Origin of the sequence: Flavobacterium sp. 38-13, assembly GCF_001899155.1 — a bacterium.
In the GTDB taxonomy this organism is placed as follows: Bacteria; Bacteroidota; Bacteroidia; order Flavobacteriales; family Flavobacteriaceae; genus Flavobacterium; species Flavobacterium lindanitolerans.
Genome location: NZ_MKVG01000006.1, coordinates 108,531 through 133,762, shown reverse-complemented (window position 1 = coordinate 133,762; position 25,232 = coordinate 108,531). Strand labels below are relative to the sequence as shown.

The following is a 25,232-nucleotide window of genomic DNA, read 5'->3' as shown; positions in this document are numbered from 1 at the left end:
TGGCCTGTTTTAGTTTGTTAAAATGTAGCTGGTTTCCGAAATCAGCTTGCCGTTCGTGTCCCTTAGCGCCTTTTGGCGCCCGAAGGAATCGTATTCGTACGATATCCTGTCGCCCTTCTGGTCTGTCACGGTCGAGATGCCGACAAGCGGTTTATACGTATAGGTGGTAGGCATGGCATTGGCCAGCACTACGTTGCTGCGTAACAGTTCCAGTTTCTGCAATACGGTTGTTTCTGCCCCGCTGTCGGTAGCCGTCTGGATATCCGTAATAATGCTGGCAGGTATGGCGGAATAGGACATGTTTTCTATCTGTGCTACCAGAACCGTCTTGTTATAGCCCCATATATAGCTGGTCTTCCTGCCATTTGGCTGTTCGCTTTCCAGCAGGTTCCCAAACTCATCGTAAAGGTTGTATTTAGTCTGTACAACTTCCTGACCGCCCCCTTTTGAATAGGCGAGTTCGGATGGCAGCCATGAGGCATTTCCGGACCAGGCATTGGAGTGTCTGGTCCACTTTGTGGAAACCATGCTGCCGTTGTAGTAGTCCTCGCTCTTTTCGAGCAGCGCAAACTTGTGTTCGCTCAATGGCAGTCCCATCGTATTGTAATAGTAGACGCTCTTGATTGCCTCTCCTGCCGAATTGGTAGTCTCTTCCGATTCAAGGCTGCGGTTGGCGTCACGATGGTATTTGTATTGGGTAGTCTGCGTGATAGGGGCGGAGCCTGCGGAGTAGACCGTAACGGTCTCACTTTCGGTCCTTACCTTGGCCGTACGGTCAACGACTGTCCTGTCCATGTAATAGTTCTGCCAGCGGGTACCGTCATAAAAGCGGTATGTATAGTCGGTGTTCTTGACAAGGACGTTGTTTCTGTCGTAGTCTTTCCTGTTTTTGAGCAGGCCTCTCCTGAAATCCTGTGACAGGCTGATATGGCCATCGTAGTCGAGGTCCAATCCGGGATAATCGGCCGATGTGGTAAAGGTATACTGTGACTTTCCGTTGTTTCCGCTATCGGTTACCGTTACGTTGCGGTAGCTTACGAACTCCAGGTGCCCGTATGCTTCCCTAAAATTATGCCTGTCGCTGGAAACCAGATTGCCGCTGCTGCGGTTCGGTTCGTCAAACAGGTTGTAGTCGTAGCGCGTTTCCTTCACGGGCGTATATTCAGGATATCCGTAATAGTCCTTCTTCCTGAAATAGTCGGCAGGCACGTCGGCATCAAAATGCGCAATCCTCTTGATACGTATCCCCCCGCCATATTTCCATTTCTTCAGGTCGGGATTGCGACGTATGGAATGCAGTACCCGGGTTGCGCCCATCGGAATATTGCTTTGGGAGATATGACCCAACTGGATGGTGTAGGTTCCGGGGTTAAGGATATAGCTCCTTCCATAGCCGAAGTTTTCGGGATTGTAGGTCCTGTAAAAGGGGAACTGTTTTTCTGTTTGGGGCAGTTCCTGTCCTGCAATTGTAATTGAGGGGGTTACCCAGGTGTTGCTCAGTTCGCTGAAATATGGGTCTTCCCTTATGAAGATGCACACCTCCTTTGGAGCGCCGCTGATAGTGAAGAAGGAATGGTTCGATATCCTGCCGTTGTAAAGTTCTTCCACAATATGGTTGTAGGGATAGGTAGTTTCTCCCGGGTAGTAGGTATAATAGCTTTCAGGGTCTTCTGCATGCCCTCCACCGGGAACAGAGATTTCAGAAATTGAGCTCCCCTTAAAGTACGAATAGGTGTTTGACTCGTATTCGTACAGGACGCTTCCGCCCGTAGGGAGCAAGATTTTTTCGAGTACGCCCTTGGTACAGAACTTCGGATTTACCGCATAGTCTACAAGTACCTGAAGGTCCTCATGCTGTTCGGAGCGGATAAAGGTCGGGTACCCGTAGGGATCTATTCCGAAAATGCCGTTGTCCGTACTGTAATTTCCGTAAGTTCCGTCGCTGTAGCTGAATTGGTACTCATCTCCTTTTGTTTGTGCCGCATCGCGGAATGTCAGCCTGTCCCATTGCCTGAGGTCGATTCTTTTCAGGATATTGGAGTTGGGGTCGGTCAGGGTAATTTCATCCAGGGTTGCAGAGACAGAATTTGCCGAGCTCGTTCCAAAAGTATGGGAAAAGTTTATTTTCCCTACACCTTCGGATTGTATGGAGGTCAGCTTGTTGATGGTCGAATACTCGTGCATTGCTACGGTTTGCCGGTCCAAAGTCCTCAATTCATTATAGGTAAAGGTGAGCAGCTTCTTGCCATTGCTGTCATAGACTGCTGACAGGTTGAAACTTTTAGGTATGTTCTTGCTGATAGAGCCGGGGGTAATATAGCCCAAATTTCTGTCTACCACATCGAAGACGTACTTATAGTTATGGGAATCATAAATTGTAAAGGAATTTACCCTGAAAGTCGAAGGTTCATAATCAAGGGTTACCTTAAGTGTTTCCCCCTTTCCGGAATATAGGGAAGGGACGAGATTGTTGTTGGCATCCGTAATAAGATAGAAGATTCCGGAATGTCCCATAAAATTGAACTGGTAGCGGTCGCTGTAGTATCTTGTTTCGGTAGCAGTCTCTTCACTTACGTAACTGTACCAGGCATTTTCAATTGTCCTTACGATACTGCCGCCCCTGTTTATTGACCAGCCGGGCTGCCTGATGTCGTCATGCACCGCCCCTTCGGAAGATATGCTGCTGGGGTGGTATGACATTTCCATACCTATCCCAATGTTTTTGCTGCGTGTTGGTAGGGACAGCAGCGGTATGCTGATGTCCGGCACGCCTGTCGAAAGGTTGACAGGCACATTGTCAAACCTGAACACGCTTGCCGCAGTGTTCGAAATGGCCCCCTGGCCATATTCCAGTGTAGCCGGCTGTTCCTGGGCATCCGTCAGGAAGTTCACGGCAAGAAATATTATGATTGTCAATAATCTTTTCATATTAGAATCTTTATTGGTTTTTGCTGATGGCCTTAACGACCTTTACGGAATCATCCTGTACGTTTGTACGGATTTCAACGATATAGATGCCTTCCGGCATTCCTCCCAGATCAACGGGAACGGTACGCTCCTTAATCTCGAAATGTTGCAACTGCCTTCCCGAGAGGTCGTACACGGTTGCGGTTCCCTTCTGGAACTCGTAGCCTACCAGTACGTTGGTGTAATGCAGGGTAGGGTTGGGGTAGGCCTCGATAGGATTCTTTTTTTCCTCCTTCTTTTTTTTGTCCTTCAGCTTCACGACCCAGAAGTCGTTGCGGCCCTGTACCGAGTATCGGTCACGGGAAGGGCTTCCCATAGAGGTTCCGGCCAATATATAGCCGCCATCCCTGGTCTCTATTACTTTTCGTAGAATGTCCTCGCCATTACTTCCCAGTGTACGGGTCCACTGTTCCTCGCCCTTGCTGTCGGTTTTTATGGCTATGTAGTCGTTGATTCCTTCCCTGTCCTTTTTCTTGGTCACGTGGGCTTCGCTCTGTGCGTGTCCGCCCAGGAGCAGGGAACCGTCGTTATTTTCCTCCAAGGAGGTGAGGAGGTCCGTTTTCCCTACATCATAGGTCTTCTGCCAAATGATTTCCCCGGCAGGGTCGATTTTCAGCAGCCAGAAATCCGTTCCCTTGCCGTTGGAGGCGTTTTTGTTTCCCGATGTACCGGAAGCCGAGCTGCCAGCCAGCAGGAAGTTCCCATCCCTTGATTGAAGGACGGCCTGAAGCTGGTCGTCACCCTCCCCGCCGTAGACTTTCTGCCATTCCGGTTCACCCTTCGAATCCAGTTTGATGGCCCAGTAATCCGACATGCCGTAACATTTCTCGGTCTTGTTGCCCGATTCAGGCGAATTGGATGAGCCGCCTAACAAATAGCCCCCGTCTCTGGTCTGCACGGCGCTCCGGAGCTGGTCTGCATACCTGCCCCCAAAGGTCTTCTGCCATTCGATATTACCCTCGCTGTCGAGCTTTACCACCCAATAGTCCAGGCTCCCGAACCCAGTTTCGGATTTCCCGAACGGGTCGGGCTTTCCTGCGGCAAGCTTCTCGCTCCTATAGGAGCTGGAGGAACCGGCAAGAAGGTATCCGCCGTCGGAAGTCGGCACGGCACTCTGCAATATTTCCTGTCCGGAACCTCCGATGGTCCGCTGCCACTGCTCGCCTCCCTTGGCATTCAGTTTTATGATCCAGAAGTCTTCCTTACCGAAACCCTCGTCTTTTTTGTGTTCGCCTTTTGGCGAGTCCGAGGTACCCGCTAGGATAAAGCCGCCGTCACGCGTGAGCCTTACTGACTGTAGCAGGTCCGCACCGGTTCCCCCGATGGATTTCTGCCAGTCCATCTCTCCCTTTTCGTCCATCTTCCAGAGGAAATAGTCAAGGTCCCCGTTACCGTCATCGGTCTTGTTTCCGGTCTTTTTTGAGAGCGAGCTTCCGGCCAGGATAAAGCCGTAGTCGGGCGTGGGCTGGGCATCGAAGAGGTAATCCGAATGCTTCCCGCCGTAGGATTTCTCCCAGAGGATATCCTGCGCCTGCAGGACTCCCCCAAATAGCAATGCGCAGGGCAATGCCAGGCAAAGTCTTGTTTGCATAATAAATGTAATTTAAGTTAGAATACGACACTCGGATCTGGCCCGTAGCCAGATGCTTTTCTTAGTGGAAAATCCTACCGGCGGGGTGTGTTGCGGTAGTAAATGATGTACGAAAAGTAGTAAACTTTTCCTTAGCTTCTCTGCTGGCTGTCAGAAAGTTATTAACAAAGTTGGTTGCACCCTGTAGTCTGGACCAGCAGATTGCTAAGCGGGGCGCCATATTGTGGTATTTGGTGTGGCGTTCGTTCTTTAATAGCAAATGCTATAGGGGTAAATGGGTTGATTTTCTATGCATAGGCAGCTGATAAGTATTGTACATGACAAATATATAAATTCTATTTAAAAGTACACTATATAATAGAGTATTTTATCAGGTGCTTTTTTTTGACATTTGGTGCTATGGAAAAGCCCAAAGTAAATAATGAGTTTCCCGAGTTCGGGCACATAGCCGAAAGGCTCCGCGTGCTAAGGAAGGCTAAGGGGTATTCCAACTACGAGCACATTGCCTTTGACCTTGGCATGAGCAGGAGCGCCTACTGGAAATTGGAGTCGGGAGCCAACTTCGAGCTGAAGACCCTTATTAAGGTATGCAGGCTTCTTGATGTTACCCTTGAAGAATTTTTTGCGGGCGTTAACGTACCATATTCGCAGAAATAATTTGCTGTTTCGCCGGCACTAATAATCTCAAAACGTGATGTTTTTTAGTTAAAGTTTTTTATTAATGTCTGTTTGTCAATTGTTTATCATATTTTTGCGGTTCACTTCTGCCTAGTCTGAATTTTTGCAAATTTCCCTCCGTTCTATCCCTCAGGCGAGTAATAAGATAGCCTATGGAAAATTTAAAAATTTGTCTGGTCGACGATGACCACGAAGACAGGGAACTGTTTAAGGATGCATTCGATGAACTCGTGTCTGGAAATGAGCTTATGACATTCGATGGTGGTTTGGAACTACTAGATTACCTCAACCGCTGCGGACAGATTCCCGACATTGTCTTTCTGGACCTAAACATGCCGGTAATGTCCGGTTTTGAAACCCTTAGGAGAATACGTGAGAACGACTGCTGGAAGTCCCTTTCCGTTGCCATATATTCCACCTCCTCTGCCGAAACAGATATAGAAAAAGCACTTATCGAAGGCGCCAATATCTATATCAAAAAACCTAGCAGTTTTGGTTGTCTTAAGGATGTCATTGGTAAGGTGATGAAAACCAACTGGCAGTACCATGCTTCGGAACTAAGCCACGAAACCTTTCTGCTTGTCGTATAGGCATACGATCAGTTAAGTTTTGTTTCGGGCATTATTTTTTTATTACAAGATGTCTCATTTCAGGACTATTGAGCATACGGCCGATTTCTGCGTCAATAATGTCTTTTATGTCCTGTTTGACCTGTATAAAATTTCTCTGAACCATTGAATTATCAATTTTTCGGATTACTTGTATTTCCTTATAAGCTGCTTCCTCTTTTTTAAGCGAGGCATGGTCGTTCTGGATTTCGCAGTGGAAGGTCTTCAGCTCGATTTTGTTATCGGGATCATCAGCGACCATCCCTACAAATTCGCCACTGGAAAGGCTTGAAATTTTTGAGGGCGGAATGGCTGCTTCCAATTGTTTGGAACGGCTGATAGAGGTATCGTTCCGGTTAATGGAAAGGCTTTCCCTGTCCTGCATAATTTTCCCAAATCTTTCGCTTAACTGTTTGGCGGTATCTCCCGTAACCTGACCTGAGATGATATTTCCCGTGATATTCATAATGACGTCGGCCTGTTCACGTCCGTAGTCTTTTCGTAGCTGGCTAAAGTCCTGAATTCCCAGGCAGGTGGCTACTTTATTGGAACGTGCTGTGGCAATCAGCGAGTCGATACCATTCAGGTAAATGGTGGGAAACTCGTCAAAAATAAGGCTGCTTTTGACCTTTCCTTTTTTATTTACCTGCTTTACTAAGCGGTTTACATATAGGGAGAGGACGGCTCCGTAAATTTGTATCTTTTGGGGATTGTTTCCCATGCATACAATCTTCGGATCGTGTGGATTGTTGATGTCCAGATTAAAATCATTGCCAGAAAGCACGTAGTATAACTGCGGTGAGGCCAGCCTTGCCATCGCGATTTTGGCACTGGCAATCTGTCCTTCTAGCTGTTCCATTACGTCATTGAGATAAGCCGTTACAAATGGGTTGATAAGTACTTCTATTTCTTTTTCGGTACGAAGCAGGGTGAAGAGGCTATCATAGTCGGCCTGCATCAGTTCTATAACATGCGGGAGCGTACAGAACTCACCATCATTAAATTTTCTAAGGTACCATATCACAGCGGTCAAAAAGTTGATAGGGGACTCTACGAAAAAGTCTCCCTGTTTCTTAATCCACTCGCGGTTCAAGCCCAGCAAGATAGTTCTCGCCGATTCGGCGGCGTCCGTGATATCGGTCATTGCGGAAGGTTCCAATGCATTGCAGCGGTTTGTCCGTGCCAGGTCGTCAAAATTGATGACGTAGAATTTAGGTGGAATAGGGTAAGCGTGCCTGTGCTGTAGCCATGTGTTATAGGCGATGCGTGAAAGGTCGTCGAACTTGAAATCGTAGACGAACATCGCGTGGCCTTTGGCGATGTGTTGGGTAATAAAATGCCTGATAACGAAGTAACTTTTCCCGGCTCCAGGTGTACCCATCACAAGCGTCCCGCGATGCGGGTTTATTAGATTCACCCAACTTTGCCTGTACTTGTGCTTTAATCTATATCTTGCGGGAAGGTTCACCGAATATTCATTTTCCAAAAGCCTTTCTTCCTGAGGGAAGGTCTCATTTTCCCTGTTGAATATATCTTTGCCGTTTAGCCCGTCCTTTATAATTCTGGAAAGCAACGTACCACCCGTCAGTACCAAAAGGAAACCTGTAGTAGTAACGGTAATATATAGGATGGCAATTATATTTCTGGGTAGTTGTACCAGCATTATCAGATAGGAAATAAAATACAATACCAGTCCGGAAATTATATAGGCGAAAGCTGTGCGGTGGTCCAATTTTTCATCCTTTCGGCCCTTGGCTCCCAACAGGGATATAAAAAGAAAGCCAAGTGAAATAAGTTTGGCCGTCACAAAATTTTTGAGTAGGCCTGTACGGTAAATATTTTCCAAAATGCGGTCGCTGAAACCGCTGGCCAGCCCCCAGAGATGGAATGCTGCATAGCAACAATAATAGAAGTGTATTACCAATAAGATGATACTTATCAGTCTAGTCATGTCGAGTATCTTCCTCAGCGCCTGTTCGTTCTCTCCTGTACTCATAATTATAGATTTTAGCGGTTACTGATTTCCGTCTGGTTTATTTCTTCTTTTTCTCCTTTTCTTCTTTTTTTTGAACTGCCCTGAAACATGGTCTGCGGTGTGGACGGGGTGCATAAGGGTTTCTATGATGTCCTTGCCAAGCGCCTCTTTTGCGATAGAGGTCTCAGGATGCATGGTAACTTTGGGAGTGATGTCAAAAGCAGGAGTTTGCGGCAATTGGAGCGGCCTGATTTCTGCCTGCGTTGGATTTAGCTGCTTGGTTTGCAAATCTTGCCCAGTAGCAGTTTGGGCATGGCATCTTTCCAGCATTCCCTTTGCGCTATAAGCCTTGCCCAAGACACTGCCGTTAAATACACATTTGGTCGTATGGTCGATATAGGTAATACCGTAAAGCTGCCCTTCGTTACTTCTGCGCTCGCATATGATGATGCCCTGCCTTTGTAGTTGTGCAGAAAGTTCCCTGAATGGTATTTTTCTGTCTTTTAGCAATAGGTCGATAGCGTTTCTTATCCTCTGCTTAAATGGCTGTCTTTTCTTATCGTTTTCGGCATACCTGTTGGCCAAGTTTTGTAATGTTGGTGTGCTATAAAAGCTGCTTGCCTTTATTGGGACACCCACCGGATTCTGGTGGCTGTCGATGATACGGTACAATAGCCCGTTGTGCCGAAAGGTCCTTGAATCTTCGGTACCGCGTTCGGCCTGAACATTGAACAGCCGCAGGACTGCATTGAGTTCAGGAAGGGAGGCATAACGGTAATTTCCGATTACAAAATCCAGTACATTTTGGATGGCCCTCTTTGACTGTATTTTGCCATAGTGCACGACTTGAGGACTTACAGGTTGCGCAATATACCGTTGTCTTTTTTGGTCTTCCGCCCTGACCAGATTGTACTCTTTTTCAATGGCCTTTCTTGCCGGTTCTGACTTTCTGATGCCTAGATGATGGAGGTCTATTCGGCTGCCATCCCGCCTGATATTATTGGTTACGATATGCAGGTGGGGGTGGCCCGAATCAAAGTGCTGGTAGACCAAGAAGGGCTGTTCCCCGAATCCAATTTCCCGCATGTACTTAGTAGCTATTTCCCTAAGCGTGTCCTTTCCCAATCCTTCTTCGGAGGGGGCAAAATTGAGCGAAATATGGACGCTGTTTCTGCTAACGTTGGTGTTAAGGGCCAAATGCCTTTCCTGTAGGGAAAGTTTCATTTTGAGGCTCAGATTTTCGGGATCCAATGGATAATTTTCGGCACCAATTATTGAAGCGGCGCCCTCTGCGACCTTGTTTTCGTTATAGTTGAAAATACGGTGGATTGAGTGCCCTGTTTTGATTACAGCAACCATCTTTCCGCCATTTTTTTCATGTGCAATCTTATCTCGTCAACCTTGTTGGAAAGGGTCCTTTTTTCAAGTTCGTATGCCGTGAACCAGTCCTTAAATTCATCTGAATTTTCGATAGTGTTCAGTCGCTTTACGGCCTGGTTGAAGTTGTTTCCGATATGGTTTAATTCCGTCCGTAACCTGCCTAATTCGGCAATGGCTTCGTCCTCGGTTTTGCTTCTGTAAATGGTTATGATAGGCTTGTCAAAGAGGTGCCTGCGTATGTAGTCACTTAATTTTCGGCAGGCAGTTGCCTTCCATTTTTTTTCCAAAAGCTGGTATTCCTGCAATGTCAACCTGCATTTAATAATGCGGATTCGGTTTGATTTTTTCTCTTCCATCACTTATCGTTTTCACTTATCAATCCACTAAATACATGGTGGTCGCTATCCACCCACGAGTTCCGAGTAAAGGGTGGCAAGATGTCGGTTGTGTCCACAACCGTTCATCTTGCCGTTTGCACCAAAGAGGCAAACTGCCAGTTTCCTATCAAGATTTTAAGAATTTCCAACGTTCCTGCACCTGATAAAAACTCCTGTTGTGACAGGGAAAACCTGATTCTGCAAGTTTCCTTTTTTTGCCTCCAGGCCTATACACTACATTACGAAATTAGAAAGCATGTTTGGGATTTACCTATCCTAGGTATATTTTACTTAGGGTGCCAATGGTTTTAAGGATTACTTTTGTGACTGTAACTTTTATTAATTTAAAACACAGAGTTTATGATGACGTCAAGTGAAGTGGCCCAAGTGTTTGATACCATTTTGAGTATCCCGGGCATGAGTGAGGTGGTGAAGATTGACCTTAAAATTTCTCGAAAAAATGTACTGTTGCTCAACCATGTTATCGAACGTGGATTGGCAGCCAAAGGAGACGATAAGACAAGCAACCTTCTAGCAATTGTGCCAAAAGAAAACCTTTCCGATTTAAAAACTATTTCAGAGGACTGCTTGCAGAAAGCGGGACTTGTTGAGTTAAGTGAGAAGCTTTCCGCATTATCAATTGGAAAGCTGTAAGTGAGAGCAATAGAGGACATGATGAAAAGCTGCCATATTTGACTATGGCAGCTTTATTTTTTTAGACATACGTCAGACTGAAAGTTAGCTCGCCTGACACTTTTGACAGGCCCGTGCCATCAGCCTGAACGGTAATCGTATTGGTTGAAGAATTCCATTTGGAATAGCCTGGGTTACCTGGCTTGTCCGGATAGTTCAGGTTGATTTGCAAACGGTTGTTAAAACCGAAGGAACATTGCTGCCCATAGTAGTTGGTTACAGTATTGCTTATGTAATCCAGATAGGCCAGCTGGGCAACAGTAAATGAAAAATGACTGGCCATCCACGACTTGAAGTTGTTGGCAATCGCATCAGCTTCGACAGCTAGGTCTGGGTCCGGAAGTGCATACAATTGGTCGAGCAGATCCTGCACCCCTTGCGGTGTAAACGGAAATAACGGCATATTATAAAAAATTAAGGTTACGTGCTAGTGAGTGGGAGTGGTGTACACAAATATAACTAAAACATTTTTTGTACCTTTATTCTTTCAACAATCTTTTGCCACTACGCAAAATAAAAACAGCAAACTTTATGGAATCGGTCTCGTACAACAATAGGAGGCTCCGTCTGCTCTCAGCTGCAATTGCGTCCATTTACATCGTATTCCACGGCATTCCCGTAGACCTTGTCAGGGCATTTTCTTCCCCTGCTTTTTATGTGGCGGTGGCCGTCAGCTTTACGATTTCGCTGCTTTTGGTAAATACCGTACATACCGTTACCGTATGGCTTGACAAAAGATGTCCCTGGCGTCTGCGTCCATTTGAACGGGGCGGTTTACAGTTGATTTTTGGAGTAGTCGTACCGGCATTAATAGATCTGCTATTAGTATCGGTATACTTCGGATTTCTGGGTGAAAGCGTAATGGAAAATGGTTTTCTCCTTATCGATTTCCCAGTCATCATCTGCCTGATAATATTTTTAAACCTGTACTACCTAATCCATTATCTGTTGCTTACAGAGGGGAAGCCTTTGGAAGACAGAGCGAAGGGATATCCTTTGTTTTCTTTAGCGAAAGGAGATGATAAAGGCACGCTGCCAACTTCGTTGAATATCCATTATAATGGCCAGCATCTTTTTTTCAATGTGGAGAATGACATCATGTTTTTTTACAGGGAAGGCAAGCGCGTTAAATGTACGACCTTCCATGGGAACCGGTATCCTGTGAATGCTTCCATCTCGGATTTGGAAGAACGTTTTACAGGCACCCGACTTTGCCGTATAAGCAGGTCAACCATTATCAACTACAAAATGGTCAAGGGCTATAATGCGGGAACAAAAAGAAATACAGCGGAGCTAATTATCAGACCCGATTACCAGCCATATATCAAAGATTGGCAAAGTCACGAATTTGTGGTTACAAAGGAATTTTTGAAGCAGTTCAAAGAAGGACTACAGGAATTATAGGCCAGTACTTTTTTCTGTCGGTTTCATGACCATTTTTTGTCGGTTTCATTCCCAATCCTGTCGGTTTCGTGCCCAATGGATCGGTACCCTCTTGTTTCGCATTGTGTTACGTGAATACATTTGTGTTGTTCGCATTCGGCGATTGTATAACCAAATCTGTAATTGTGATGAGAGCGAGAAAATTGTTTGTCGAAGTTACCGTAGCGCTTCTGGTTGTTCTTTTCCTGCATACGGCCATCAGTAAATTTTTGGACTTTAAGGGTTTCGTTTATGACCTGAACAACCAGCCGTTCCCCAATAGCTTCACGCCATATTTGGCATGGTTAATTCCGCTTACGGAATTGGTCATTGTCTGCTTCCTCCTTTTTGAGAAGACGAGATTGGCGGGATTGTATGCTTCCCTTGTTTTGATGTCGGCTTTCACAGTTTACACCTGTTTGGTGTTGCTTGATGTTTTTGCCTATGTCCCTTGCAGTTGTGGGGGAGTTGTGAGCTACCTGACTTGGGCGCAGCACTTTTTCTTCAATCTGTTTTTTGTCGTGATTATCAGTATCGCAATTGTTTTGAATAGAAGCAAGTCGTTCCGTTTTGAACGGACCTAACCATACAAAAGGATATTCCTGGCCGGAATAGAAAGGGGAAGCCGAAAACCTTCAAAAAAGAGTAGGCAAACCAATAAAACTTTACGATTATGAAAAATTTTAAATTATTGCTTGCTTTGGCCATTGTGCTAGGTGCAGGCAGCGCGTTTACAACAATTAAAGAGGATTCAACTACAATTTATGTAAAAGTTGATGGAGTGTTTACACCTCAAGATGAGGCTGGCTCAGGAAGATGTATCGATCAGGATAATGACCATTGCCAATACACCCTTGTTTCGCCGAATAACTATCAGCCGGTTCCGGGTGACGTTGACCGCGCTTGGGAATCACTTTAAAATAGAATGGGATGTAGTTTTACATCCCATTTTTACTTTTCTTGGTAAAGCGCTTTATTAATTTGATCAACCATATTTTTATTTTCTTTCGACAGGTTAGAATCAAGCAAAATACCCTGCCTGTTAACCAGAAAAAGGTAAGGTGCCCCTTGAAGCCCATAATGCTTAACAAACGGATGCTCAAACGCCACTCCGCCGCTGAATAAATCAATTGAACGATAGCTGGTATATAAACCAGACTTTAAGCTCTTCATCCATGTCTTTTTATACTTATCGAGGTTGATGGTGATAAAAACTATTTCTTTTTCACTTTTATACAGTGGCAGAATATTTTCCTTTAAATTCTTAGATAGTTCTACGCACGGGACACAATTAGTAAACCAGAAATCGATAACAACTACCTTTCCCTTAAACTCAGATATCTTTCTTATTTTTCCAGTGCTGTCGGGCATGGCAAAATCCATTAAAGGTCGCTTCGAGTATGAAGAAATGAGCCGTTCCCTTAGAAAGTGAACGGATGTTTTTGACTTAAAGCTATTGGCTGCATTTTTAAGGCATCCTTCATACTCTTCGCTGTCTCCATCAGGCGACGCTAGCAGATAGAATGTCAGAACCTTCTCCCTTAAAGTACCAGAATATTCGGAACTTATCTTTTGGCAGATTTCGTATATTGTTTTGCTTTCGGATCCTTTATCAAACATTAATTTTGCAACTGCCAACCTGTACAAGAATTTGATCTGGTTTGGACTACGGGATATTATTGCAGCATCGGCTGTATCCAAGTATCTCCTGGATTCTGTTTCGAACAATTGCCTAACCTCGGCACTCCCTTTCGAATAAGCAAAATCATAGATGAACCATCGCATTCTAGCTTCAGCAAAATAACCTTTCACATCAGCTTTAATCATTTTTGCAAATAGAGGTGGAATACTATCTTTTGCGAGATCAATTATTTTTTCAGCCAGTTTTTCTCTTTTGTCGGTTCTCGGAATTAATCTGTTGAAGAAAATCATACCGTTCAGGTCTTTAGAATGTACAAGTGGGAGCAATTCATGTTCGGAACCTGCAAGTGGATACAGTACATTCTGTATCGCGTAGCTACAGTTATACTTAGGAGATCCGTTGCCTGTAAATTTCACGGCTGCAGCGTATGATGTTTCACTGTAGGAAAGGTATATTCTATCACCAGCATTTATGAGCTGGTTAGTGATAAATCTGGTGCCGTTACCCCATATGGTAATATCCAAACGTTCCATGTCGGACCTCACATCTCTCCTGAAGCTGAAGCGCCCTTGGTTGTCGCATTTGACCGTAACGGTATTGCTATTGATCTTGTTATATATAAACTCTGGCGTTATCCTAAATGATATGGAATCGGCAGGCAAACCATTTATCCATACAGTTCCCGAAATCGAAGCAAATGAACTAGCTTTAGCTAAATTGGTATTCCCAAATGCAAATACGAGCATGAGCAAGGGCAAATATATCTTAGAGATTTTCATGCTATCGGATGTTTTGTTGGATACCAGTAACTCTTATCTCTTCCGGAGGTATTGGATAGATATATCTAGGGTCATTAGGGGGAATAGAATATACCGTGCCTCTTACCGTTCGAGATAGTTCTACCGCAAAGTCACGTTCCTTGTTCAGCCTCCGCAAGTCTATCCATCTGCTAATGCCATTAAAGGGAATTTCCTTCCTGCGTTCTCTGAGAACAATCGCCAATGCCTGTTTAGCATCTGCGGCGCTTAGGGCTGTAAAACTTCCTGTGCGATATCTTTTGTTCAGAAGTTTATTTAAATGCTGGAGAGAAGCATCTTTATTTCCGTTACGTGCTTCGCATTCAGCACTTATCAGGTACATTTCATTTAGGGCAATTCCGCAGAAGATAGCAGAGTTCTCACCAGTGTAGTATCCTTTAAATTTTATCTGCGAAGGAATGGAAGTGTTGAAGAATAGCGTCTTGCGGAGATCATCGGTATCATACATCTGGTAAAGAAAATCCGGTACCAGCATTCTTGAATTTGTCGATATAGTGACACCGGTCATAATGCAATGATACACCACTTCTGGGTTTCCGGCTGCGAATGTTGGAAATGGAAAAGCGAGTGCTGCGTTCAGGTTATTGAAGTCGATAAGGACATTATCTTGCTCGAGCACGGCATTAGAATATTTGAGTGCACGCACATAGTCGCCGATTGAAAGATAGACTTTTGCAAGGAGGCCTCGGGCGGCAGATTTTGACGCTCTGGTCTTGTACACCGCAATGCTGGGCAGGATAGATTCAGCTTCTAATAAATCATCGATAATCTGCTGGTAAGTTTGCAGTACAGTAGATCTAGAAACTTTTTCTTGTACCGCTGAAGTCATTTTTAGCACAATTCCAAGATCCGTATCAGCAGTTTCCTTGTCATATTGTTTTGCAAATTGTGATGCCAGATTGAAAAAGGCTTTAGCCCTTATAAATAAGGCATCGCCCTTAATAGAATTGTATTCGCTAGTATTTTGTGCCTTGTCGATTTTTTTGAGTCCGTCAAGGACTACATTTGCAATGCCGACATGCTGATAGGAAGCCCTCCAGTCGAAACCGATCCCGCCTTCATAAATTTCTTTTGACCAAGTATATGAATTTCTTAAGTAAGCTCCTGAAAGAGATGTATATACGGCATCAGTAATATAATAATTATCACTTCCGATAAAGCCGAGTGCCGGCTCGCTTTCGTTCAAAGTCTGGTCGTTGTCCAGAAGAGCCCGATAATCCTGTAACGTCGTGGGAACAACATCGCTTTTATTTGATTTAACATCGAGCCATTTTTCTTGTTTTTCGCAGGATGCCATCATGAACCCCGCAATAAGTAATATATGTGTTTTTTTCATAATTATAGTTTTAGAAAGAGGTTCTGATGCCTACCGCAAAAGTTCTTGGATTTGGAAGCGCATACCTTGTTATAAAGTCTGGATCAATGCCTTCCTTGTTTGCCCGCCACAATATTCCGACATTATTGATATAGGCGTAGATATGCAGCCTTTCTACCGGCAATTTTCTGAAATTTGCCTTATTGATGTCATAGCCAATTGTAATGTCTTGCAACCTTACATGGTCGGCTTCAAGTACATTTGCTTCCGAAGCTTTGAAAAATGCTGTTCGATTTGCATTACTTGGATAAATAGCTGATGGCACATTTGTGACATTTTCATCACCTGGAATTTTCCAACGTCGGGAAAAATCCGAATTGGTGCCCAAAGCGTTTAAGGCATCTGCAAGGTTTCCGCTAGCCGTTGTCTTGCGAAAGTAATAATCAAACTTGTAGCTGACGTTTGCTGAAACTGTAATAGATTTCCATTTAAAAGTATTTATGATACTACCGAATTTTTTAGGTCTTGATGAGCCATGAAAAGTAATATTGTCAACGTTCGAATTTTGGATGATTGCTAAATAGTCTTTGCTCACTTCCCCATTCAAAAAGCCTTGAGGATCGCCATTGCTGGGGTCAAGGCCAGCCCACTTATAACTGTAAACTCCATAAAGGGGTCTTCCGACGATTGCAAACAGTCCAGTACCTTCAATCAGTCCCTCGGTGGCGGAATTCCCCACCAGGGCGGTCGAAGTGTACTTAAGGTCAAAAGACGTAACCTTATCCGAAAGATAGCTGAACAGCAGACTCGTGTTCCATTTGAAATTGCCTTTAAAGTTCTCTGAGTTAAGCTGTATGTCAATCCCCTCAGTTTTAGTTGAGGCAGAATTACCTTTATAGGATAAAAAGCCAGCGGAAGGGGCAAGCACGATGTTCTCGATGAGATCCATGCCTTTTTTCTGATATAATTCAATTGTGCCAGAAACTCTATTTTCCTTGGCAGAAAAGTCTATGCCTAAGTTTAAATTTTTTACCCTTTCCCACCTTAGCAGATCATTCGGTGGCCTTGTTATAAGCGCATATCGTGAGCCCGTCCTTACGCTGGTCATATATTGGGCGGTGAGGTAGGAGGAGGCATTGTAAACATTCCCATTATAGCCATAAGTAGCCCTCAATTTAAGTTGCGGGATCAACGGGAAATTGTAAAATGGCTCCTTGTCAATAATCCATCCCAACCCAGCAGACCATAAGGGAGTGATTTTATCGTTAGCTCTTGTTCCAAAGATATTTGCTCCGTCTTTTCTGCCACTGGCAGAAAGAATGTACCTGTTATTGAAAGTATAAGCGAAATTAGCAAAATAGGAAACAAACCTGTTCAAAGTTCCGGTGACTTCAGATGGAGTAGACTGGATTCGCTGGCTGCCTGATGGATTAACCGGTAAGAAATCTGCGAAGTTAATATTGCTTGCTGCGGTCCCTAATTCGTTGTCGTAGCCATATGATCTTCTTGTAAATGATTCAGTACTAACTTGCCTTACCTCAAAACCTGCAATTCCATCAATCTGGTGGCGTGGGCTTATTACGTGATTATAGTTTAGTTGCCCACGAAAATTTTGAGCTTCAAGATTATTGGTACCCAAATCAAGAATGCTTCCTCTTGGGACTGGATAAGAAAAAGCGCCTGCCGGACTACGGACAGAAAACCTATTGATCAGGTTTCTCGTTTCAAAGGCCTGCATAGGCTGATGATTCCTAGAATTGCTCTGCTGCTTTTCGAATTGGTATTGAAGCGAAACACCAAAAACCTTCAAAAACTTATAGTCCAGCGACGAACGCAAGATTACTTCAGATATTTTCGAAGTTATATCTGCAAGCTCCAACTCATCCAAAGGGCGATAGGTCCAATCCAAAAAGCCTAACCCTGCTGCATTATTAATATAGTCATTTCTAAACAGCTTCGGAATTACTAATGGATTGCCATGTTCGTCCGCAAATTCTGCGTAGGGATATAGTGGTTTTGAAGGGTCCGAAGTAATTCTGTTAAAGGTTAAAAAGGATGAGCTGTTGACCGCATTGTTTTGGAGGTAACTCAAGCCCGTTGTTAGTGTAATGTTTTTTAGCACAATAAAATTTCCTGCTGCCCGTAGTGTAAGACGTTCGGTACTATTTTTAGTCAAGTTAGCTAGGTTATTGTCAAGCCCTGCAGAGAAGGTATAGCTCGAAGTGGAATTCCCACCCAATATATTTAACGCATATTGCTGATTGACGCTTTTCCTGTAGAAATACTTACTGTAATCATTCCTGACATCCAACTCCTTGAGGCGGCGTAGCTGCATTTCTGCGTCAATTGCTGAAATTGTACCATTTCTTTGTTTCAAAAAAATTTCAACTGCTGGAGACAGGACAGGGTATTGAATAGTATTATTTATGTCTGCATCGTAGAAGCCCTGTGAGAAAAGGTTTTTTTCTACATCAATATATTCTGGTGCTTCCACAAAGTCTCTCGATTGGAATATGTCAGGTTTGGCACCGAATGTTGCATTTGCATTTAGTGTAATTAATACCGGCTGGTTGTACTTGGCTCGTTTAGTCGTAAGAACTATAACGCCATTTCCAGCTCTGGATCCCCAAATAGAAGCTGCGGCTGCATCTTTAAGTATCGAGATGCTTTCGATATCATTTGGATTTATGTTAGATAGATCTCCCTCGTATGGAAAATTGTCCACAACGATTAATGGATTTGCGTTTACGTTAATGTCAAGAGTACTTCGTCCCCGAATAGCGATTCCAGTCTGTTCGTTTCTTCCAAGTGTATTTTTGTTAAACACCATACCGCTGGTAATATTTTCTAGCCGGTCTAATATATTTGTGCTTATCCTTCTATTTAACATTTCATTGCCTATCACGACAAATGACCCGGTGGCCCTTTCCCTTGGAATTGTCTGATAGCCTGTGGAAACAATTGAGACTTCCGTAAGGCTTGTGGGAACTGGGTGCAGTTTAGCACTAATGTCACTGGCGGCCTTCACTTCTGTTGTCTCAAAACCGATGTATGAAACCATAAGTATATCGCCCTCATCTACCTCTATAAGTGTAAACTTGCCTTCTCTATCGGCAACGGCAGTTCTATTGTTCTTTACAACTTTTACGGATGCTCCGGGCAATGGTAAGCCTTCCTCGCTAGTTACGGTACCGCTAACCGTAATTTTATCCTTCCGACTTTTGCCGGGAAGTGTTGGTGTATTTTCCTTTTTTTTAATGACGATGGTCTTTCCCACCATTTCATAAGTAAGAGGCTGGTTTTTAAAGAGCAGGTCAAGGACTTCCTTTAAATTTCTGTTCTGTACGTCAATGGTCACTTTTGTACTGTTCTTCAGTGTGCCTTCCTCGTGGAAGAAAAGGTATCCCGTCTGTTTTTGGAGCGTTTCAAAAACACGCTCGAGAGGCTGTTGGTTTGCATTAAGGTTTACCTTTTGTCCGTAGGTTTTTGGTAAATAGCAAATGGAGAGGCACAACGCAGCCATAAGCCAGGCAAATTGGCGATGTATCTGCCTCCTAAAGGAGGCGTGGGATTCAGGATTTCGGATAAGAATATCCGATTGCTTCCGGTTACGCAGACGGCGCAGCCAAAAGCATTGGGAAAAAATCATACTTTTGTGTTGTTGGGTTAGTTGATGAATTACTTGTGTAGTGGTTTTGTTAGCCCCAACTTAGCCAGCAATTACTCGTCACAGTATTGCTGGCATTTTTATTACTGGGGCCTAATTAACTTATTTAACTATCCATTAAATTTTTACGGCATAGGCACGGGGTTTAGGGTTCAACAATCAGTTTTCTGTTCTTGTGGTCATTCATCAGTGTGAAATGAATATCGTTGAGCATTAGTATCTTAAGTAGTTCTGAAAGGTCAGCATCCCGATGTACGCCACCTGTAAAATATCTTTCCTCTACGTTACCCTTAAATTCGACCTGTACGTCATACCATCTGGAAACCTGACGCATGATGGTCCTAAGCGGGGCTTTTTTGAAATAGAAGAGTCCTTTCTGCCAAGCCATGACTGACTCCATATCTGCCGTGCCGACATTAGTCCGGTCTTTGGAAGTTGCTGCCATTTCGCCGGGACGTAAAGTAAAGGTCTGTTGTTTCCCTATTGTCTCTGTAATCCTCACGGAGCCTTCAGTCAGGGTAGTAACGGCCTGCGGTTCATCAATGTAGCTGTTGATGTTGAAATGCGTTCCCAAAACCTCAATCTTCTGGCGTTCGGTCCGAACGATAAACGGCTTATCCCTGTCCTTTGCCACTTCAAAGTATGCTTCGCCATCAAGCCTGATTTCACGGCGGCCTTTTCCTGCAAAGCTTACGGGATAAATAATCTTGGTTCCGGCATTCAGCCAGATCTTTGTTCCGTCAGAAATGGTAACCGAATATTTACCGCCATTGGGGACTTCCAGTTGGTTGGTGGCACTACTTTCCAGTTTATTCACATTATAGACGATTTCGCCATCCTGCTGGCTGATGCTGGCGCCACTTTCTTTGGCTACCTCAGGATTGGCGGTATTGCCGAGTTCAACCTTCCGGCCGTTGGATAGGGACAGTGTGGCCTTTTCAGTTCCCGCGGGCAGGCTAATCTGGGCATCCGCAATAATCTCGACCTGTTTCTTTTTATCCCCGATAATAACGAGAACTGCCATTCCTACTAACAGTAATGCAGCAATGGCAATCCTGAACAGTGTAGTCTGGTAGAAGGGCTTCGGACGTGTCCTCTCGAAAATATGCCTTTCGGCATTTTGCGTAATGGCAAGAACCTCATTGCTATATGCGATACTCCCGTCCCTTTGCATTTCGGCAGAGATGAGTTCCAATAGTTCACTGTCCCCATCGGGGTCTTCCAAATAAGATAGGAGCTGGTCAAATTCCACTTCGGTACAGTTTCCGGAAATGTACCTTTCAAATAGTCGGCGTATATGTTCGTCTCTCTCCACGGCTTGTTTTTATTGTTAATACGCTCGGGAAAGGAAAACCAAACAGTGGAAAACGGAAAAAAATAAAAAAAACTACAGGATTCCCTGCAAAAGGAGTGCAGCCAGCAGGGGTGCCGGACTCTGGGCCTTCTGTAAAAGCGCCCGTAACGAACGGTTTGCCCTTGTCAGGTGATTGTTGACGGTGCCAATACTTATGTTCAGCAGCTCGGCCACTTCCTGATAGCTTCTTTCCTCAACCTTGCATAGCGTAAAGACGGCTCGCTGCTGCTCCGGTAGCATGGACAAAGCCTTATCGAGTAACAGCTTATCTTCTTTGTTATAGATCACTTTCTCAATAGGATCGTAGGTTACTGGTGATATCGCCAGAAGCTGCTCCCTTAATTTCTGATCACGGCCTGCTTTTCTAAAGTAATCGTGCGCAAGGTTTGATGCGATCTTGTATAGGTAGGCCCCAAGAGTCTTATCGGTATCTATTTTGGACCGCTGCTCCCATAGCCTGATAAAAAGCTCCTGTACCAGATCTTGGGAAAGTGCAGACGATCTTAGGACCCGCACTGCATTTTGTGCCATCTTTGATTTGTACCTGTGGAATATTTTTTCAAAGGCATTATGGTCCCCAGACTTTAGCCTTCGCAAAAGTTCCTGCTCGTCATATAGTTTCTGGGTTTTCATTGAAAAGTATCTTAAAATTACAAAGAAATTGGACGAAAACCAAGCGCAGGTTGATGCCCCGATTATAAAAATCAGTGAAATTGCGTTGAAATGTGGTGAAAGTTGTGGAGGGAGCGTAAAAGTTTGTAAGTTTATTTGTATCTTTCTGACAAGGTTAAAACCGTATTCCCATCTATTCGGAAACCGACAGCAATATCTGGCCAGGATAGTACTTGTTGTACGCACGGTTTTCATCTGCAAAGGATGTGAGATTTTCAACTCATAATGATTTCTATTGAGTATATCCAACAACACAATTTCCCCCACAGTGATGGCGCAAAGCCACGATTGTAATCGTGTTTTTTTCATGTGTCCTTTAATTTTTGGCCCGTAAATCCTATCTTTAAAAAAAGCATTAGGTTAAACGCCAACTAAGAATTGCTCGTATATGGAAATATCCGATAACTTTTCCGACCTGCCAAGTGCCGATTATTTTGCCTATCCGCTGGAATGGCTTGACCTGTTCGTCAATCTCACGTTAAACCCAGTAAAATCAAAGATAGCCCTGATTGATGAAGAGCAGATAGCCAGGATGTTGGAGGTACTGTCGCTGGAGGAGACCAAGCTCCAGCTGCTTATCAAGAAGCAGACTTTCGAGGTTGCCGACGAGGAAAGTATAAGGCTTACGGTCTGGCGCTACCACTCTTCTTTACTCACGCTGTTAAATACTTCACATGAGAATGATATAAACACGGCAAAGAAATATCCGCAACTAAGAAAAGTATTTAGGACGCTTTCGGCGACTATCGAGAACCTGCTTTCATTTTTGGAAATAAACTATCTGAAGTACCTGCACATGGACCTCGTTGTCCCTTCGAGCTATATGGCTTCAAGCAGGCTGGACCTGATGAAAAAGATTGACAGGTTGAAGGAGACAGCTGACACATACGAAAATTTAAGGCCATTGAAGGGAATTGTTTTCGAAATCCTTTATAAATTTACAATACCCGCCAATCGTAATTTTGAAATTACTTTCCGTTCACTTTTTTACAACAAGGAACTGGTTAGACGATTGGAAACCGTAAGGTGGGAGAGAAAGGAATCGGAGGTGTTGGACCAGCTCAATGAAATTCTGTTCCTGATGAACTTCAATAGTAGGGGATATATTGACTACATTATTGAAATGGTTCGTTCAAAGTTGGCAGATGATAAGACACCGACAGGCCAGCTCCGGATGTTGCATTATTACAGCAAGTTCTTTAAGCAATCGCACAGGAGGCCAGGGATCATGCTCGACCCCGACTATCATGATTTGGAAACGGTACTCGAGAAATGGATTGACAGTGAAATCAAATACGTGGAAGAGAAAGCCAAACTTGATGAAAGTGCCATCGGGCAGGGACAGGTAAGACAAAAGGTCAAGGCACCCGAAGTCAAGGCAGAGGATAAGATAAGATGTGCCCTTTCCAGTGACCAGACCGGATTGATTTTAAGGGCAGCGGATGAAGCAAGGATATTAGAGGCACGGTCCATGACTGAAGTTTTCAGGAGTATTGTGCCCTATCTGTCAACGCCCCATAGCGATAACCTTTCATATAACGGAATGCGGAGCAAATCGTATGTGCCGGAAGAAAGGGACAAGGAAAAGGCTATCGAAGCGCTGGAGCGGATGATTAAGAAGATTCGAGATTACTAACCATATAAATCAATTGACTATGAAACCAAATGCATTGATTATGCTGTTCTGCATTTTTCTAACTGCATGCAGCGAGAAGGAACTGACCAAAGATGAGGCGATCGAACTACTGGCAAAGGAAAAGGGTTATCCGCGAAGCATGGACTTTGACATATTTACAGCTGATCCCGAATATGCTAAAAAGCTTTTGGATGCCAACCTGGAAAGTAAAGGCTATGTGACCGTTCAGAAGACGCAGAAACTTGGTGAAATTGGAAATCCACTGATAGGTTTTACGGAAAGGGCAAAACCTTTCCTGCTACCTGCTACTGCTGAAGATGAAAAGATGGCAGTGCAAAAGGTAAGGATTGCTGATGAAGATGTGGTTGAAATTAGAAGTATTACTGAGGATAAAAGTTCAGGTACGGTAATGGTTTCTTATGTGACAAGTTTTAGGAATGCCACTCCTTTTGCGGTGCTTGTTAAAAACTTAGACAAGCCAAAGGATTTATCGGCTACATTCAGGTATGATGGCCAAAAATGGCTACTGGTTAAGAACAGGTAATAAGGAAACGGCTTGCTACAGGTCACGTGGATCTAAAAATTCGCTAATCTCCTCCTGCGGAATTTCATACTCAAATGTCTTTGGGCCATTCGGAAAATCATTACTTCTCACTGTAATTTCTATATTTATTTCCGTCGGTCGCGAAAAAACCAAAGCAATCTGGCCGTTAAAGATGTCGATTTGCTTACCCTTCTGTTTGGCGCGAAGAGCAGTATGTGTACCTTTACTAGGGGTGATTTCGTAGATGGAGTATTCCTTATAATTTTCAAACCTCACGTTCGTCTCCCTAAAATTGAATTGGGGAGTTACCTTACCTTGAAAAGATTGATAAGCCAACAAACTTTTCTCCTGGTCTTCCCTGAAAAAAATATATGCCAAATCTTGGGTGCACTTTGCCCTAACATTTTTTTTGTTGTAAATTTTAGCCTCGATGTCCAAATCTATCGAACGGTTTGACAGGTTGATGACGTCAACCCGTAAGTGTTTTATGTAACCCTTATACTTTAGCTCCTGAGACGTGAAACCCCATATTGAGAAATCAAAATCAATGTCGTTGCTACGGTCTTCAATACTGGAACGTTCCGCATAGATCTTTTCAAAGTCATCACGTCTCAGTTCCCGTGTGGAACTTCCGCTCCTCACAAAGCCGGTTCCCGCTCGGTATGTGGGACTTTTCGGCAGGTTGTCCCTATATTCATTTTTAAATAAGTAGGGTCCTTTGTCATTGTCAAATATCCTAAAATAGGCCAATCGGCTATCCTTATATACAAATTCCCTGTATTCAAAATTTATCTCTGGCTCAATATATTGATTTAGGAATTGTTGATAGGATGCCTGATCCTGCAACCCATCGATAGGTTTTAAACCTACCGCAGTACCACCTTTTTCTTCAATTCCTATAATAATGTACTTGTCCTCTTTGCTGGTCAGGTTGGCAAAAGCACACATATCTTTCAAAAACTCACCTTTCTTGGCATTACCCTTATCTATAGGGTACTGCTCCTGTTTAAAATCCAGTTTGGTGTTTTCGCTTTCGTTTTCAATAAGATTGATAACAATTTCCTTCATGAGAATTTTATATCGATGGTTTAAAGCAAATTTACAGGATTGCCCATAATTATTTGAAGTCAACAGCTCTAAAAAATAATAATAAGGTATTAGGCATTTACTTTTCTTCTGAGAATTTAAGCCACCGTATGTGCCTGTAAAAGTGAGGGTTTCTAAGGTTACAGAAAGGGTACCAGCAAAATGTTGTACTTGTAAGCCCTTGAAATCCAGGCTTTCTTTGTCCAAGAAATTTGATTGAAAAGCACGGCAGACAGCCCTGCGGGAAACAACAAAAAAAGGACAGATATGCTAAACAACATTTCATGGCAAGACTACCTGGGGATCATGGGAGCGGCCACCATTCTTTACTACATCATTATCGGATTTACGTATTTCCGTAACGACCTAAAGAAAGCACTTAACCGTAAACGGGGCAACAGCCGGGAAATGTTCGTGTACGAAGATACGGGAGATACAGGTCCGCTAGCCATGGCAATGGAAGTTCAGGAACCTTTAGAAATAGGCAATGAAATTGACCTTATAGAAGACCTTGCGGAAAAGCTTAGCAATACCCTTTCAGGTAAAACCAATCCAAACAAAGAGCAACTACAGGTATACATCGGGCAACTCTTCAGGGACTACCCGACCCTAAAGACATCAGGGCTCCGCGAATCGATCAGTGAGCTGGTCGTTTCCGAGTGCGAAAAAAATGGTATCGGTTTCCTTGGCAAAAGTGAAGTGGATCAGTTGTGGTAGGCAGCTGAGGAACCAGACCACAAGCGGAGGCAGTTTCCCCGCCCATCCCGATGCGATATGGCAAATGTGACGGAGAAAAGTGGGCATTGC

Annotated in this window: 22 protein-coding genes; 10 read left to right on the top strand and 12 right to left on the bottom strand. The window is 44.0% G+C overall.

What is annotated here, in order from left to right; all coding sequences use genetic code 11:
- Positions 1 to 9: 9 nt before the first annotated feature.
- On the bottom strand, positions 10 to 2,928 hold the full coding sequence (locus BGO88_RS02680) for a hypothetical protein (protein WP_286705863.1): 2,919 nt from the start codon (positions 2,926 to 2,928) through the stop codon (positions 10 to 12).
- A 10-nt stretch (positions 2,929 to 2,938) separates the two neighbouring features.
- On the bottom strand, positions 2,939 to 4,558 hold the full coding sequence (locus BGO88_RS02675; RefSeq protein WP_286705862.1) for a T9SS type A sorting domain-containing protein: 1,620 nt from the start codon (positions 4,556 to 4,558) through the stop codon (positions 2,939 to 2,941).
- Positions 4,559 to 4,957: 399 nt separating this feature from the next.
- Here BGO88_RS02675 and BGO88_RS02670 point away from each other — a divergent pair, with 399 nt between their 5' ends.
- Positions 4,958 to 5,215, top strand: coding sequence for a helix-turn-helix domain-containing protein (locus tag BGO88_RS02670; RefSeq protein ID WP_286705861.1), 258 nt, complete (start codon positions 4,958 to 4,960; stop codon positions 5,213 to 5,215).
- A gap of 173 nt (positions 5,216 to 5,388) precedes the next feature.
- Positions 5,389 to 5,826, top strand: coding sequence for a response regulator (locus BGO88_RS02665; protein WP_286705860.1), 438 nt, complete (start codon positions 5,389 to 5,391; stop codon positions 5,824 to 5,826).
- Between the two features lie 31 nt (positions 5,827 to 5,857).
- On the opposite strand, the gene mobC is transcribed toward BGO88_RS02665, so the two are convergent.
- Genes mobC through BGO88_RS02650 form a run of 3 tightly spaced genes read right to left on the bottom strand, consistent with a single transcriptional unit; the run spans position 5,858 to position 9,555 of the window.
- Complete coding sequence (mobC, locus tag BGO88_RS02660) at positions 5,858 to 7,840, bottom strand: conjugal transfer protein MobC (RefSeq protein ID WP_286705859.1); 1,983 nt, start codon at positions 7,838 to 7,840, stop codon at positions 5,858 to 5,860.
- Positions 7,841 to 7,858: 18 nt separating this feature from the next.
- Positions 7,859 to 9,178 carry a relaxase/mobilization nuclease domain-containing protein gene (locus tag BGO88_RS02655; protein ID WP_286705858.1) on the bottom strand — a complete coding sequence of 440 codons (1,320 nt, stop codon included), beginning with the start codon at positions 9,176 to 9,178 and terminating at the stop codon, positions 7,859 to 7,861.
- Positions 9,166 to 9,555 carry a plasmid mobilization protein gene (locus BGO88_RS02650; protein WP_286705857.1) on the bottom strand — a complete coding sequence of 130 codons (390 nt, stop codon included), beginning with the start codon at positions 9,553 to 9,555 and terminating at the stop codon, positions 9,166 to 9,168. The genes BGO88_RS02655 and BGO88_RS02650 overlap by 13 nt, the downstream gene beginning before the upstream one ends.
- Positions 9,556 to 9,936: 381 nt before the next feature.
- On the opposite strand from BGO88_RS02650, the gene BGO88_RS02645 reads away from it, so the two are divergent.
- Positions 9,937 to 10,230, top strand: coding sequence for a hypothetical protein (locus tag BGO88_RS02645; RefSeq protein ID WP_286705856.1), 294 nt, complete (start codon positions 9,937 to 9,939; stop codon positions 10,228 to 10,230).
- 61 nt (positions 10,231 to 10,291) lie between these two features.
- Here the strand turns inward: BGO88_RS02645 and BGO88_RS02640 are convergent, their stop codons facing one another.
- Positions 10,292 to 10,672, bottom strand: a complete 381-nt coding sequence (locus BGO88_RS02640; RefSeq protein WP_286705855.1) for a hypothetical protein — start codon at positions 10,670 to 10,672, stop codon at positions 10,292 to 10,294.
- A gap of 128 nt (positions 10,673 to 10,800) precedes the next feature.
- On the opposite strand from BGO88_RS02640, the gene BGO88_RS02635 reads away from it, so the two are divergent.
- The 3 genes from BGO88_RS02635 to BGO88_RS02625 all read left to right on the top strand — a co-directional run bounded on the left by BGO88_RS02635 (position 10,801) and on the right by BGO88_RS02625 (position 12,610).
- Positions 10,801 to 11,673, top strand: a complete 873-nt coding sequence (locus BGO88_RS02635; RefSeq protein ID WP_286705854.1) for a LytTR family DNA-binding domain-containing protein — start codon at positions 10,801 to 10,803, stop codon at positions 11,671 to 11,673.
- A gap of 167 nt (positions 11,674 to 11,840) precedes the next feature.
- Positions 11,841 to 12,275, top strand: a complete 435-nt coding sequence (locus BGO88_RS02630; RefSeq protein ID WP_286705853.1) for a MauE/DoxX family redox-associated membrane protein — start codon at positions 11,841 to 11,843, stop codon at positions 12,273 to 12,275.
- 89 nt (positions 12,276 to 12,364) lie between these two features.
- Positions 12,365 to 12,610: a DUF6520 family protein gene (locus BGO88_RS02625; protein WP_286705852.1), complete on the top strand. Its 246-nt coding sequence runs from the start codon at positions 12,365 to 12,367 to the stop codon at positions 12,608 to 12,610.
- A gap of 32 nt (positions 12,611 to 12,642) precedes the next feature.
- On the opposite strand, the gene BGO88_RS02620 is transcribed toward BGO88_RS02625, so the two are convergent.
- The 3 genes from BGO88_RS02620 to BGO88_RS02610 are packed head-to-tail and all read right to left on the bottom strand — an operon-like array spanning position 12,643 to position 18,989.
- Positions 12,643 to 14,112 (bottom strand): TlpA family protein disulfide reductase, encoded by a 1,470-nt coding sequence (locus BGO88_RS02620; protein ID WP_286705851.1) that lies wholly within the window; start codon positions 14,110 to 14,112, stop codon positions 12,643 to 12,645.
- 1 nt (position 14,113) lies between these two features.
- Entirely contained in the window at positions 14,114 to 15,451 is a 1,338-nt protein-coding gene (locus tag BGO88_RS02615) for a RagB/SusD family nutrient uptake outer membrane protein (RefSeq protein ID WP_286705850.1), read from the bottom strand.
- A gap of 46 nt (positions 15,452 to 15,497) precedes the next feature.
- Complete coding sequence (locus BGO88_RS02610) at positions 15,498 to 18,989, bottom strand: SusC/RagA family TonB-linked outer membrane protein (protein WP_286705849.1); 3,492 nt, start codon at positions 18,987 to 18,989, stop codon at positions 15,498 to 15,500.
- A gap of 12 nt (positions 18,990 to 19,001) precedes the next feature.
- Between BGO88_RS02610 and BGO88_RS02605 the strand changes: the two genes are divergently transcribed.
- The gene (locus BGO88_RS02605) at positions 19,002 to 19,136 is read left to right on the top strand and encodes a hypothetical protein (RefSeq protein ID WP_286705848.1); all 135 of its coding nucleotides are present in this window, start codon (positions 19,002 to 19,004) and stop codon (positions 19,134 to 19,136) included.
- Between the two features lie 142 nt (positions 19,137 to 19,278).
- Here BGO88_RS02605 and BGO88_RS02600 read toward each other — a convergent pair whose 3' ends face one another.
- A complete protein-coding gene (locus BGO88_RS02600; protein ID WP_286705847.1) occupies positions 19,279 to 20,448 on the bottom strand; it encodes a FecR family protein in 1,170 nt (389 codons plus the stop codon).
- Between the two features lie 72 nt (positions 20,449 to 20,520).
- Positions 20,521 to 21,468, bottom strand: coding sequence for an RNA polymerase sigma factor (locus BGO88_RS02595; RefSeq protein ID WP_286705846.1), 948 nt, complete (start codon positions 21,466 to 21,468; stop codon positions 20,521 to 20,523).
- A 79-nt stretch (positions 21,469 to 21,547) separates the two neighbouring features.
- Between BGO88_RS02595 and BGO88_RS02590 the strand changes: the two genes are divergently transcribed.
- Both BGO88_RS02590 and BGO88_RS02585 read left to right on the top strand, forming a co-directional pair.
- The gene (locus tag BGO88_RS02590; RefSeq protein WP_286705845.1) at positions 21,548 to 22,795 is read left to right on the top strand and encodes a hypothetical protein; all 1,248 of its coding nucleotides are present in this window, start codon (positions 21,548 to 21,550) and stop codon (positions 22,793 to 22,795) included.
- 19 nt (positions 22,796 to 22,814) lie between these two features.
- A complete protein-coding gene (locus tag BGO88_RS02585; protein WP_286705844.1) occupies positions 22,815 to 23,339 on the top strand; it encodes a hypothetical protein in 525 nt (174 codons plus the stop codon).
- A 15-nt stretch (positions 23,340 to 23,354) separates the two neighbouring features.
- On the opposite strand, the gene BGO88_RS02580 is transcribed toward BGO88_RS02585, so the two are convergent.
- Complete coding sequence (locus BGO88_RS02580; protein ID WP_286705843.1) at positions 23,355 to 24,407, bottom strand: AlbA family DNA-binding domain-containing protein; 1,053 nt, start codon at positions 24,405 to 24,407, stop codon at positions 23,355 to 23,357.
- A gap of 426 nt (positions 24,408 to 24,833) precedes the next feature.
- On the opposite strand from BGO88_RS02580, the gene BGO88_RS02575 reads away from it, so the two are divergent.
- Positions 24,834 to 25,142: a hypothetical protein gene (locus BGO88_RS02575; RefSeq protein WP_286705842.1), complete on the top strand. Its 309-nt coding sequence runs from the start codon at positions 24,834 to 24,836 to the stop codon at positions 25,140 to 25,142.
- Positions 25,143 to 25,232 lie beyond the last annotated feature (90 nt).